The sequence below is a fragment of the Rhizobium sp. BK591 genome, assembly GCF_014195045.1.
Classification (GTDB): Bacteria; Pseudomonadota; Alphaproteobacteria; order Rhizobiales; family Rhizobiaceae; genus Rhizobium; species Rhizobium anhuiense.
The window spans coordinates 198284-210654 of record NZ_JACIAZ010000004.1 but is presented as its reverse complement, the minus strand read 5'-3'; the positions used below and the strand labels follow the sequence as shown (position 1 = coordinate 210654).

14 protein-coding genes are annotated in these 12371 nt (G+C 61.4%); 7 read left to right on the top strand and 7 right to left on the bottom strand.

Going from position 1 to position 12371, the window contains the following annotated elements:
* The first annotated feature begins 114 nt into the window (after positions 1 to 114).
* Positions 115 to 1062 carry an aldo/keto reductase gene (locus tag FHX10_RS19155; RefSeq protein WP_048338482.1) on the top strand — a complete coding sequence of 316 codons (948 nt, stop codon included), beginning with the start codon at positions 115 to 117 and terminating at the stop codon, positions 1060 to 1062.
* A gap of 15 nt (positions 1063 to 1077) precedes the next feature.
* The gene (locus tag FHX10_RS19150; RefSeq protein ID WP_048338481.1) at positions 1078 to 1521 is read left to right on the top strand and encodes a GNAT family N-acetyltransferase; all 444 of its coding nucleotides are present in this window, start codon (positions 1078 to 1080) and stop codon (positions 1519 to 1521) included.
* A gap of 8 nt (positions 1522 to 1529) precedes the next feature.
* Here FHX10_RS19150 and FHX10_RS19145 read toward each other — a convergent pair whose 3' ends face one another.
* Positions 1530 to 2147 carry a hypothetical protein gene (locus tag FHX10_RS19145; protein ID WP_048338480.1) on the bottom strand — a complete coding sequence of 206 codons (618 nt, stop codon included), beginning with the start codon at positions 2145 to 2147 and terminating at the stop codon, positions 1530 to 1532.
* Between the two features lie 150 nt (positions 2148 to 2297).
* Between FHX10_RS19145 and FHX10_RS19140 the strand changes: the two genes are divergently transcribed.
* Positions 2298 to 2795: a ferritin-like domain-containing protein gene (locus FHX10_RS19140; protein ID WP_028757863.1), complete on the top strand. Its 498-nt coding sequence runs from the start codon at positions 2298 to 2300 to the stop codon at positions 2793 to 2795.
* Between the two features lie 33 nt (positions 2796 to 2828).
* On the opposite strand, the gene FHX10_RS19135 is transcribed toward FHX10_RS19140, so the two are convergent.
* Entirely contained in the window at positions 2829 to 3737 is a 909-nt protein-coding gene (locus tag FHX10_RS19135) for a LysR family transcriptional regulator (RefSeq protein WP_047617531.1), read from the bottom strand.
* 124 nt (positions 3738 to 3861) lie between these two features.
* On the opposite strand from FHX10_RS19135, the gene FHX10_RS19130 reads away from it, so the two are divergent.
* Positions 3862 to 4857: an aldo/keto reductase gene (locus tag FHX10_RS19130; protein WP_063474841.1), complete on the top strand. Its 996-nt coding sequence runs from the start codon at positions 3862 to 3864 to the stop codon at positions 4855 to 4857.
* A gap of 90 nt (positions 4858 to 4947) precedes the next feature.
* Positions 4948 to 5307: a nuclear transport factor 2 family protein gene (locus tag FHX10_RS19125; RefSeq protein WP_028757866.1), complete on the top strand. Its 360-nt coding sequence runs from the start codon at positions 4948 to 4950 to the stop codon at positions 5305 to 5307.
* 55 nt (positions 5308 to 5362) lie between these two features.
* Here the strand turns inward: FHX10_RS19125 and pheT are convergent, their stop codons facing one another.
* The 5 genes from pheT to infC form a co-directional block, all read right to left on the bottom strand.
* The gene (gene pheT, locus FHX10_RS19120) at positions 5363 to 7798 is read right to left on the bottom strand and encodes a phenylalanine--tRNA ligase subunit beta (protein WP_097594985.1); all 2436 of its coding nucleotides are present in this window, start codon (positions 7796 to 7798) and stop codon (positions 5363 to 5365) included.
* 16 nt (positions 7799 to 7814) lie between these two features.
* A complete protein-coding gene (gene pheS, locus FHX10_RS19115; protein ID WP_063474843.1) occupies positions 7815 to 8897 on the bottom strand; it encodes a phenylalanine--tRNA ligase subunit alpha in 1083 nt (360 codons plus the stop codon).
* 149 nt (positions 8898 to 9046) lie between these two features.
* Positions 9047 to 9451 carry a 50S ribosomal protein L20 gene (gene rplT / locus FHX10_RS19110; RefSeq protein ID WP_027682113.1) on the bottom strand — a complete coding sequence of 135 codons (405 nt, stop codon included), beginning with the start codon at positions 9449 to 9451 and terminating at the stop codon, positions 9047 to 9049.
* 38 nt (positions 9452 to 9489) lie between these two features.
* Positions 9490 to 9693, bottom strand: a complete 204-nt coding sequence (gene rpmI / locus FHX10_RS19105) for a 50S ribosomal protein L35 (RefSeq protein ID WP_003570998.1) — start codon at positions 9691 to 9693, stop codon at positions 9490 to 9492.
* A 327-nt stretch (positions 9694 to 10020) separates the two neighbouring features.
* Positions 10021 to 10557, bottom strand: a complete 537-nt coding sequence (gene infC, locus FHX10_RS19100; protein WP_080759946.1) for a translation initiation factor IF-3 — start codon at positions 10555 to 10557, stop codon at positions 10021 to 10023.
* A 177-nt stretch (positions 10558 to 10734) separates the two neighbouring features.
* Here infC and FHX10_RS19095 point away from each other — a divergent pair, with 177 nt between their 5' ends.
* Entirely contained in the window at positions 10735 to 11574 is an 840-nt protein-coding gene (locus tag FHX10_RS19095; RefSeq protein ID WP_097543160.1) for an alpha/beta hydrolase, read from the top strand.
* Between the two features lie 165 nt (positions 11575 to 11739).
* On the top strand, positions 11740 to 12339 hold the full coding sequence (locus tag FHX10_RS19090; protein WP_097543159.1) for a transglutaminase-like cysteine peptidase: 600 nt from the start codon (positions 11740 to 11742) through the stop codon (positions 12337 to 12339).
* Positions 12340 to 12371: the final 32 nt, after the last annotated feature.

The window sequence follows — 12371 nt, the reverse complement described above, 5'->3', positions numbered from 1 at the left end:
ACCTCAAATCACGGAAGTTTGCCTTTCCTCACGCGCCGATCGCGCTAAGTTTGGGCGAGGGCGGCGTTCTGCCGTATCCGCGATTTCAATCACATCACCTTACTGGAGAGCGTCATGGAAATGCGCCGGCTTGGAAAAACAGGTCTTTCGGTCGCGCCGATCGTCATCGGCGGCAATGTGTTCGGCTGGACGGCCGACGAGAAAACATCCTTTGCCATTCTCGACGCCTTCTTCGATGCGGGCCTGAACACGATCGATACGGCCGATGTCTATTCCGCATGGGTTCCGGGCAACAAGGGCGGCGATTCCGAGGAAATCATCGGGCGCTGGCTGAGGCAGGCAAGGGTTTCCCGCGACAAGGCCGTCATCGTCACCAAGGTCGGCTCCGACATGGGACAGGGAAAGACGCTGAAGGAGACCTATATCCTGAAGGCGGTCGAGGATTCGCTGCGCCGGCTGCAGACGGACTATATCGACCTCTATCTCTCGCATTGGCCGGATGCCGATACGCCGCATGAGGAAACGCTCGGCGCCTATGCCAAGCTGAAGCAGCAGGGCAAGATCCGCGCCATCGGCTGCTCGAATTATGATGCAAAGTTGTTCCAGGCGTCCTTCGACGCGGCCGAAAAGGCCGGCCTGCCGCGTTACGACGTCCTGCAGCCGGAATATAATCTCTATGAGCGCGCAAGCTTCGAAGGGCCACTCGCCGAGCTCTGCATCGCCCAGGATATCGGCGTCATCACCTATTTCAGCCTCGCCGCCGGCTTTCTCACCGGTAAATACCGCAGCAAGGCCGATACGGAAGGCCGCGCACGCGAGGGCCGGGTTTCGAAATATCTCGACGACAAGGGCCTGCGCATCCTGGCCGCGCTCGACAAGGTTTCGACCGAGACCGCCGCCAGCCCGGCGGAAATTTCGCTCGCCTGGCTGCTGCGCAAGAAGGGCGTGACGGCACCGATCGCCAGCGCCACCAGCCTTTCGCAGCTTGAAAGCCTGGTGAAATCGGCGACACTGGCGCTTTCCGATGATGCGATGGCGCTGCTCGACGAAGCCGGCGGCTGAAGAAAGGGAGAGCCCATGACCGCGACCATACGCGATGCCCGCCCCGAGGACGAAGCCCGTTGGCGCGAGCTCTGGGCGGCCTATCTCGCCTTTTACGACGTCACGGTCGATGCCGATATCACCGATCAGACATGGCGCCGGGTCTTCGATCCGGCGTCGGCAATTTCGATGCGCGTCGCCGAGGTCGATGGCAGGATGATGGGCTTTGCACTCTATCTCACGCATGAGGGCACGTGGATCCGCGGCAGAGACTGCTATCTCGAAGACCTGTTCGTCGATGCCGATGCGCGCGGCAAGGGCCTTGGGCGGGCGCTGATCGACGATCTCATCGCCACCTCGAAAGCCAAGGGCTGGTCGCGGCTCTACTGGCATACGAGCGAGCAGAACAAGACGGCGCGGGCACTCTACGACAGCTATGTCGAAAGCGACGGCCACATCCGCTACCGCATCAGTTTCTGAGCGGGGCATCAGTTTCTGAGCGGGGGAAAACCTTCGTAGACAGCGGCGTGATCGCCTTCCCAATTGGCCATGCCCGGTTTGGTGAGGATGCCGCGTGGCCTGACATAACTCTGGATCACCCGCTTCGGGCGTTCGTGCCACTGGATATTGAAGGCCCAGAGCTTCGGGAAGAAGCAGAGCGAGGCATAAGGCAGGTGGTCGTGAATCCACCAGGCGAGCCGCTGCCAGTCGCTTTCATCGCGGTAGCGGTCGAGCATCCATGGCACGACAATGCAGACCGCAGCACCCATGCAGCCGTCAAAATCCCTCATATCCCAGATGTGATGCGCTGATGTGGCGGCATTGGTCGAGCAGTTCAGATTGTTCTCGTTGCCAAACCTGTTCACCCCCGGCGAGCGATAGCCGGAGCGGATATGCAGGCGCCCGAACGTCGCCTGCAGCGGCTCCAGCAATTCCTCGCAGAGCCTCTTGCCTGCCTCGATCGCCAGATCGGGATCCTCGGGGATGTTGGGGATGCGGTAGAAATCGGCGATTTCGGAGTGCAGGAAATCGCGAAGGAAGAAGTTTTGCGACAGCCTTACGCGGCCAAGATCTTCCAGCCCCTTCATCGAACCCGGCTTTCGCATGACGTTATCTTCCTCCCATACCGATGGCCGGAATCATCGCCTGGAGCCCTTTTCCAGTCCACCCGAAATCGATCGGGAACAATTAGCGCGATCCTCGCTTCTTAATGTGTCGCCGCATTCGCGGTTTTTCCCAAAACAAGGATCGAGAAAATGGCCAAGGAAAAGACGTTGGAAGATCTATTCCACGACACACTCAAGGACATCTACTTTGCCGAACGGCAGATTTTGCGCGCCCTGCCAAAGATGGCGCGCGCCGCACAATCCACCGAACTGAAGGCGGGCTTCGAAAAACACCGTGAGGAAACCGAAGCTCAGGTCGAGCGGCTGCAGCAGGTTTTCGAACTGATCGGCAAACGCGCACAGGGCAAAACCTGCGAGGCGATCCAGGGCATTCTGGCCGAGGGCGAAGAAATCATGGAGGAATTCAAGGGCACATCGGCCCTCGATGCCGGTCTGATCTCGGCTGCCCAGGCCGTCGAACATTATGAAATCGCCCGCTACGGCACGCTGAAGACCTGGGCCGCAACGCTCGGCCTCAAGGATGCCGTCCGCCTGCTCGACCAGACGCTGCAGGAAGAAACGGCCACCGACAAGACCCTCTCCCAGCTCGCCACGACAGCAGCAAACCAGAAGGCGAAAGCTGCCTGATGACATGATGCCAACGGGCGGCTGTCCCAATATTTATCGGCCGCCCGAATCCTTCTCGGCAAGCTTGAAGAAATCGATGAAGGCGCGCAGTGCCGGGCGCATCTGCCGCCGGGTGGGATAGTAGATAAACGGGCCGGGATAGGGCGCGCACCAATCCTCCAGCACCCGCACCAGACTGCCGGCCGCCAGCTCGGCGTGCACCCGCATGTCGAAGAGATAGGCAAGACCGGCGCCGTTCAGCGCTGCCAGCAAGGCGAGGCGATCCTCGCTGACGATCAGCGGCCCGTCGACCGAAACGACCAGTTCCTGCCCATCCTTCTCGAATTCCCAGCGATAGATCGAGCCATTGGTGAAGCGCCGCTTGATGCAGCGGTGACGGACGAGATCGCGCGGGTGCTCCGGTTTCGGATAGCGCTCGAAATAATCGGGCGAAGCGGCAATCACCGTCGTCAGATGGGGAGAGATCCTGACCGCGATCATATCGGCCTCCAGGCTCTCCTCCAGCCGGATGCCGGCATCGAAACCCTCCTTGACGATATCGGTGAAGCCGTCCTCGTTGGCGATCTCCAAAGTGATATCGGGATAGAGGTTGAGGAAGTCGCCGAGGCGAGGGGCAAGCAGGATATCGGAGGCGAAACGCGGCGCAGTGATGCGCAGATTTCCGGCGGGCTTGCCGCGCGTGTCGCGGACGGCCTCCAAGGCAATGCCGATCTCTTCGAGCGCCGGCCGCAGTCTTTCGAGCAGCAGGCGACCCTCCTCGGTCGGCGCGACGCTGCGGGTGGTGCGCGCCAGAAGCCTGACACCCAGACTTTCCTCGAGGCTGGAGATCGCATGGCTGACGGCCGAGGGCGCGACGAGGAGTTCCTTCGCCGCAGCTCGGAAGCTGCGATGTTCCGAGACGGCGGCAAGAACGGCGAGTTGCGAGAGCTGTGTTCTGTTCATTGATCGAAATGATAGAACAGCCTGTTAGAAACTGCATGTATTTTCTGATTGATGCGCCAGGAATATGGTCTGCCCGTACCGCAAGCGATCAAGCGGTTCACAATCAGCTCAAAAGGAGCGCATCATGAAAACCCGGAAACTCGGAAACGAACTGACGGTCTCTGCCGTCGGCCTTGGCTGCATGGGCATGAGCTTTGCCTATGGCGCCAGCGACGATGCGGAATCGATCAGGACGTTGCATCGCGCCATCGATCTCGGCGTCACCTTCTTCGACACCGCCGAGGTCTACGGCCCCTTTACCAACGAGGTTCTTCTCGGCAAAGCGCTGAAGCCGTTCCGCGACCGCGTGGTGATCGCCACCAAATTCGGCTTCAAGATCGATGCCAGCAAGCCGGGCACCGCTGCCATCACCGGCGTCGACAGCCGCCCCGAGCATGTGCGTGATGTCGCCGAGGCCTCGCTGAAACGCCTCGGCATCGAGACCATCGACCTCCTCTACCAGCACCGGGTCGACCCCAACGTGCCGATCGAGGAGACCGTCGGCGCCATGGCGGAACTGGTCAGGGAAGGCAAGGTCCGCGCCCTCGGGCTTTCGGAAGCCGGCAGCGCCACGATCCGCCGCGCCCATGCGGTCCATCCGATTGCCGCCCTGCAGAGCGAATATTCGCTCTGGACGCGCGATCCCGAAGAGGAGGTGCTTGCGACATGCCGCGAACTCGGCATCGGCTTCGTGCCCTACAGTCCGCTTGGCCGCGGCTTCCTGACCGGGGCAATCCGCAAGGCGGAGGATCTCGACGCGGACGATTTCCGCCGCCAGGTGCCGCGCTTCCAGGCGGAAAATTTCGACGCCAATGCCGCCCTCGTCGCAACACTCGAGCGGCTTGCCGGCGAAAAGGGCGTGACGGCGGCGCAACTGGCGCTGGCCTGGGTGTTAAGCCGGGGCGACGACATCGTGCCGATCCCCGGCGCCCGCAAGCTTCACCATCTCGAACAGAACGCCGCGGCCGCCGATATCGTGCTCAGCCCGGCGGAACTTGCGCGGCTTGAAGAGATCATCCCGGCCGGGCAGGTTGCCGGCAAACGTTATTCGGACGCCTCGCTTGCGATGACAAACCTGTGAGCGGGCAAGCCCGGCCTGATGCAACCGGCCGGGCTTGTCTTCGGGATTGGCGAAACTATCTAACGCCATCTCGGAGAACGGGATGAAAACATGTCGGACAGGCAGGCAGTCGAACAGACGGTTCATCTCTATGTCGAAGGCATGGCCTTCGCCAATGAGGCAGCCTTGAAAAAGGCCTTTCATCCGCAAAGCGCGATCATCGGTCATTATGAGAATGCCGTCGAATGGCTGACGCGGGACGAGTTCATCGCTGCGATCCTGGCGGAGGAGCCGGCGCCGCCCGGCACGCAGCCCTACATGGATATCCAGAGCGTCGATGTCGAAGGCGATGCGGCAAGCGTCAAGGTGACCGACGATTTCGCCGGAATGCGCTTTACCGACTATCTCTCGCTGCTGAAGATCGACGGCCGCTGGATGATCGTCAGCAAACTCTTCCATCTGCATCTGTGAAAAGACCGGCCGCTATCGCGACCGGTCCATTGTCTTTTGTCGAAGGCTGTAAAGCTCAGCTTCTGAGGACGCCGCCGGTGAATTTCGTGACGCTGGCGACGATCTTCTGCGTCAGCGCCTCGAAATCCTCATCCGTCAGCGTGCGCTCGACCGGCTGGATCTGAACCTCGATCGCCACCGACTTCTTGCCGTCGCCGACCGATGCGCCCTCGAAAATGTCGAAGACATTGACGCCGGTCACCAGCTTGCGGTCGGCGCCGGTCGCCGCCTTGACGATGGCGCCGGCTTCAACAGTCTTGTCGACGACGAAGGCGAAGTCGCGCCGCACCACCTGGAAGGGCGACAGTTCGAGCGCCGGCTTGGTGCGCGTCGCCTTGCGCTTGGCGTCCGGCATGGCGTCGACATAGACTTCGAAGCCGCAGAGCGCGCCGGAGACATCGAGCGCTTCCAGCGTCAGCGGATGGAATTCGCCGAAATAGCCGAGCACGACCTTCGGCCCCATCTTGATCGTGCCGGAGCGGCCCGGATGATACCATTCCGGCCCGCCCTGCTCGATCTGGATATTGCCCATCGGCAGGCCGCAGGCTTCGATGACGGCGAGCGCGTCGGCCTTGGCGTCGAAGACATCGACCGGCTTGCCGCCGCCCTTGGCGGCGTTCGACCAGGCGCGGCCTGCGCCGGCAAGCGAGGCCGTGCCGCGGCGGATGCCGCCGGCCACCCGGCGCTGGCCGTCCGGCCTGTCGTTCTCATAGGTGCCGGAGACCTCGAACAGGGCGACGTCGGCATAACCCTTGTCGGCATTGCGCTGGGCAGCGGTCAAGAGGCCCGGCAGCAGCGAGGGACGCATATCCGACATTTCGGCAGCGATCGGGTTGGCAAGCTTGAGGGCAGGCGAACCGCCGCCGAACAGCTTGGCCTGGTCTTCCGGAATGAAGGACCAGGTGACGGCTTCGAGCATGCCGCGCGCCGCCAGCGCCCGCTTGGCGAGGCGGGTGCGGATCTGCAGCGTCGTCAGGATCTTGCCGTTGACGGCCGCATGGCTTTCGAGCGGCGCCGGCTTGATATTGTCGACGCCGTGAATGCGCATGACCTCCTCGACGAGATCGGCCTTGCCGTCGACATCGGGACGCCAGGACGGAACGGCGACTCGGACAGACGAAGAGCCGATATCGCTATTCCCAAGAACCTTGAAACCAAGACGGGTGAGGATCGTGTCGCTTTCGTCATTCGAAACGTCGAGGCCCGTCAGGCGCTTGACCTCGGAATAGGGGAAATCGACGATCTTCGGCTGGTAACCCTCGTAGCCGACGACCTCGGCCTTGGCAGCCGTGCCGCCGCACAGCTCCAGGACCAATTCCGTCGTGCGTTCGAGACCGGGGACCATATATTCCGGATCGACGCCGCGTTCGAAGCGGTAGCGGGCATCGGTGATGATGCCGAGGCTGCGGCCTGATTTGGCGATGTTCATCGGGTCCCAGAGAGCGGATTCGATCAGCACGTCGACGGTGTTTTCGTCGCAGCCGGAATGTTCACCACCCATGATGCCGCCGATCGATTCGATGCCATCGTCATCGGAGATGACGACGTTGTTCGGCGAGAGCTTGTATTCGCGCTGGTCGAGCGCCAGCACCGTCTCGCCATCGACGGCGCGGCGGACGGTCAGGTTGCCGTTGATCTTGGCGGCATCGAAGACGTGGATCGGCCGGCCCTGATCGAAGGTCATGTAATTGGTGACATCAACAAGCGCGTTGATCGGCCGCAGCCCGATGGCGATCAACCGCTGCTGCATCCAGCGCGGGCTTGGGCCATTCCTGACGCCACGCACCAGGCGCAGCGCAAAGCCCGGGCAAAGCTTGAGATCGTCGAGATCGAGCGTCAGCTTCACCGGCGTCTCGCCTTCGACGGCGAAGGACGGTGCGGGCCGCGTCTTCAACGTGCCAAGGCCGGAAGCGGCGAGATCGCGGGCGATGCCGTGGATCGAGGTGCAATCCGGCCGGTTGGGCGTCAGGTTGATCTCGATGACCGGATCGTCGAGATGGGCATAAGCCGCATAGCTCTGACCGACCGGCGCATCCTCGGGCAGATCGATGATGCCATCGTGGCTGTCGGAAATCTCAAGCTCCTTTTCGGAGCACATCATGCCACGGCTTTCGACGCCGCGGATATTGCCGACGGCGAGCGTCACATCGATGCCGGGAACATAGGTTCCGGGTGCTGCGAAGGCGCCGAGGAGGCCGGCGCGCGCATTCGGCGCGCCGCAGACGACCTGCACCGGCGCGCCGGAACCGGTATCGACCATAAGCACCTTCAGACGATCGGCCTGCGGATGTTTTTCCGCCGAGACAACTCTGGCGATGACGAAGGGCTTGAATGCCGCCTTGTCGTCGACATCCTCGACCTCCAGCCCGATTTCGGTGAGGCGCGTGCAGATTTCATCGAGGCCGGCATCCGTTTCCAGATGCTCTTTCAGCCAGGAGAGCGTGAATTTCATCGTCCCAATTCTCCGTTCAAGCGCTGAGGCCGCCGAACAGCGTCGGCATGTCGAGCGGGCGGAAGCCGTAATGCGTCATCCAGCGGACGTCGGCGTTGAAGAAGTCGCGCAGGTCGGGCATGCCGTATTTCAGCATGGCGATGCGATCGAGGCCCATGCCCCAGGCAAAACCCTGATATTCGTCCGGATCGAGGCCGCCGTAACGCAGCACGTTCGGGTGAACCATGCCGCAGCCGAGGATCTCCATCCAGTCGGTGCCTTCGCCGAACTTGACGATCGGGCCGGAACGGTCGCACTGGATATCGACCTCGAAGGAAGGCTCGGTGAACGGGAAGAAAGACGGGCGGAACCGCATCGTCACGCTGTCGACCTCGAAGAAGGTCTTGCAGAATTCCTCGAGCACCCAGCGGATATTGGCGACATTGGCCTTTTTGTCGATGACCAGGCCTTCGACCTGATGGAACATCGGCGAATGCGTGGCATCGCTGTCCTGGCGATAGGTCTTGCCGGGAATGATGATGCGGATCGGCGGTTTCTGCGTCTCCATGGTGCGCACCTGCACCGGCGAGGTATGGGTGCGCAGCACCTTGCGCTCGCCATTCTCATCCGGGTTGAAGAAGAAGGTGTCGTGCATCTCGCGGGCCGGATGGCCTTCGGGAAAATTCAGCGCGGTGAAATTGTAATAATCGGTCTCGATGTCGGGACCTTCGGCGATCGAGAAGCCCATGTCGGCGAAAATCGCGGTGATCTCGTCGACGATCTGGCTGATCGGATGGATGCGGCCGCGTTCGGCCGGCGAAGAGCGCACCGGCAGGCTGACGTCGACCGTCTCGGCCTTCAGCCGGGCATTGATCGCCGCTTGCTTGAGCGTTGTCTTGCGGGCGGCGAGCGCCTCGGTCACCGCATTCTTCAGAACGTTGATCGCCGCGCCCTTGGTCTGGCGCTCTTCCGGCGTCATGGCGCCGAGCGTCTTCAGGAGTTCGGAGATCGAGCCCTTCTTGCCGAGGGCGGAAACGCGCACGGCTTCGAGCGCCATCTCGTCATTGGCGGCGGCGATTTCGGCGAGCAGCGATGCGTTGAGCTGGTCGATATCTGACATTGTCACTTCTTTCCGTCCAGTATCAGGCGGGCGATCGGGAGGCAGGCGGCGCCGGCCGGCGCCAGGAATATAAAGAAAGAAAAACCCGCGCTAGCCCAAACCAGCGCGGGTTTCCCAAAATCAAAAATTCAAAGCTTGGGAAGCGCTGGTTACTTGACCGCGCCTTCAAACTCGTTCGCCGTGCCGGCTTCCTTGAGATACTCAAGAGCCTTCTTGGCAGCGTTGACCAACGCGCCGAATGCTTCCGGCTCGTGGATCGCCATGTCGGAGAGAACCTTGCGGTCGACTTCGATGCCAGCCTTGTTCAGGCCGTCGATGAAGCGGCCGTAGGTCAGGCCGAATTCGCGCACAGCGGCGTTGATGCGCTGGATCCAAAGCGCACGGAAGTTGCGCTTGTTGACCTTGCGGTCGCGGTAGGCGTACTGCTTCGAACGGTCGACAGCGGCCTTGGCGGTACGGATGGTGTTCTTGCGGCGGCCGTAAAAGCCCTTTGCGGCCTTCAGAACCTTCTTGTGCTTGGCGTGAGAGGTGACGCCTCTTTTTACACGTGCCATATCATGATCTCCTTAAATCTAGCGTTCGCGGACGAGTCTCAGAGACCGTTCGGCAGGTAATTCTTGATAACCTTGCGGCCATCCGGTTCTGCGAGAACCATGGTGCCACGTGCATCGCGAATGAACTTGTTGGTACGCTTGATCATGCCATGGCGCTTGCCGGCAGCGGCAGCCTTGACCTTGCCGGTCGCGGTGATCTTGAACCGCTTTTTGGCAGAGGACTTCGTCTTCATCTTGGGCATTTTGCTACTCCTTCTGTCCTCCCTGCGCGCTTTATCAAAAAAGCCCTTCTCGCGAAGTCCGGTTCTCCGGCCGTCGCAACAAGGTGCGGGAGCGTTTGTTGTTGATCCGCGGCATCGGCGACGAACCGTTCCGCAAGCATTCGAAACTGCCACGGCATGCCCTGCCGGTCAGTTCGGACGCGCGCTTATAACCGCAGCGTCCTGAAAGTGCAACGGGGCCGCGGAGGAATCTTCGCAACCTCCGAAAACACCCTTCTTGAAGCAATAAGGGCAGAAAGCACAAAAGCCGCCCTTGCGGACGGCCTTGGGCGAAAAAGTGCCTGGCGCTTACTTCGGCGCCAGCACCATCATCATCTGACGGCCTTCGAGCTTGGGCTCGGCTTCGACCTTGGCGAACTCGATCGTATCGGCCTTGACCTGCTGCAGAAGCTTCATGCCGAGTTCCTGGTGGGCCATTTCACGGCCGCGGAACTTCAGCGTCACCTTGACCTTGTCGCCTTCATCGAAGAAGCGACCCATCGCCTTCATCTTCACCTCATAATCATGGGTGTCGATGTTCGGGCGCATCTTGATTTCTTTGACTTCGACGATCTTCTGCTTCTTGCGCGCCTCGGCAGCCTTCTTCTGGTTGGCATATTTCAGCTTGCCCAGATCGAGGATCTTGCACACCGGCGGTTCGGCATTGGGGGAAATTTCGACGAGATCGAGGCCGGCTTCTTCCGCCATCTTCAAGGCCTGGTCGGTAGGCACGACGCCCATATTCTGTCCGTCAGCCGCGATCAGCTGAACTTTGGGAATGCGGATTTCACGGTTCGAGCGCGGTCCGTCCTTCACGGGCGCGTCGGTTTTAAAAGGTCTGCGAATGGTCGTATTCTCCTCGCGTTGTTTCGGAACGTTGCAGCATCGCGCTCCCAATCAGGGTGCACAAACGTGTCGCGTCATCGCTGCAACGGAGTCAATATCATCCTTTAGCGGAAAAATCACCCGCTGTCAGCCTGCCAAGAATCTGTTTTATAGGCCAAAACAATAGGAGTTTCGCCGATGTCCGATCAGATGCCCGATGCCCAGCCGCAGTTCTTGACGGTCGGCGAAGGCGAAGCAGCGCGTGAGATCGCCATGATCGTCCGCCCGGCGCAGGCCGGCAATGGCGCGCCGACGCTCGTCTGGCTGTCCGGCTACCGCTCCGATATGAGCGGCACCAAGGCGGTGGAACTCGACGGGCTGGCGGCGGAACTGGGCGTCGCCTGCATCCGCCTCGACTATTCCGGCCACGGACTTTCCGGCGGCAGCTTCGGCGACGGCACGATCTCGCGCTGGCTGGAGGAGGCGCTTGCCGTCATCCGCCATATCGCCCCCGATCGGATGATCCTCGTCGGCTCCTCGATGGGCGGCTGGATCGCGCTCAGGCTGGCGCAGGAGCTTGCGCGGCAAGGCGGCCCGAAGCTCGAGGGCCCAAAGCTTGCAGGCATGGTGCTGATCGCACCCGCACCCGACTTCACCTCCGAGCTGATCGAGCCGAACCTCAAGGCCAAGGAGCGCAAGTCGCTGGCCGAGCGCGGCTATTTCGAAGAGCGTTCGCCATACAGCCCGGAACCGAACATCTATACCAGGGCGCTGATCGAGGACGGCCGCGCAAACCGGGTGCTCGACGGCATCATCGAGACAGGCTGCCCGGTGCACATCCTCCAGGGCATGAAGGACCCCGACGTGCCGCATGCACATGCGATGAAACTGGTCGAACACCTTCCCGCCGACGACGTGGTGCTGACCTTCATCCGCGACGGCGACCACCGCCTGTCGCGCCCCGGCGATATCGCGCTTCTCTTGAGCGCCGTCAAAGGCATCATCCGTTCATCAACAAATAGGCAGATGCCCGCCTGAATGGCATCGGCGTATAAATTCGCCTGATGCAGGTTCCCAACCCGTTGCATTTTAACCATGTCGGCGGGTCGCAAGGTCCTCCCAATAAGTAACGATTGACTCTTTCCGGCCCTCTCCATTAACACTTTGTTAATAAATAAGGGGCGATGCAAGGAAAGAGCGGGCGTGCGGATCAAGGGTGTCTTTGTGGCCATGATGGCCGTATTTGCGATGGCAACGGCCGCCATACCGGCCCCAAGCAGAAATGCTTCAATGGTAACGGGCAATGCCACTTCACAGCCCATCGGGCACTATGATTTCTGTCAGATCCACCGCAATGAATGCGGCGCAAACCGCAACGCCGGCCCGGTTGAAATGACCCCGGCAAAGTGGTCGCTGGTGCGCTCGGTCAACGCCACGGTCAACCGCACGATCACGCCGATGACCGACAAGGAAATCTACGGCAAGGACGAAGTCTGGGCCTATCCGACCACCGCCGGCGACTGCGAGGATTTCGCGCTGCTGAAGCGTCGCATGCTGATCCAGCGCGGCTTTTCGGCCGCCGACCTGCTGATGACCGTCGTGCGCAAGCCGGATGGTGAGGGCCATGCCGTGCTGACGCTGCGCACCGCCGAGGGCGATTTCGTGCTCGACAACCTCGCCTCCGACGTCAAGCCGTGGTTCGGCACGCCCTATTCCTTCGTCAAGCGCCAGTCGAGCTACAATTCCGGCCGCTGGGTCACCATCGAGAACGGCCGCGACGTTCTGGTCGGCGCGCTGCGCTAAGGGTCAACAGAGAATATGGAAAGGCCGGCGGT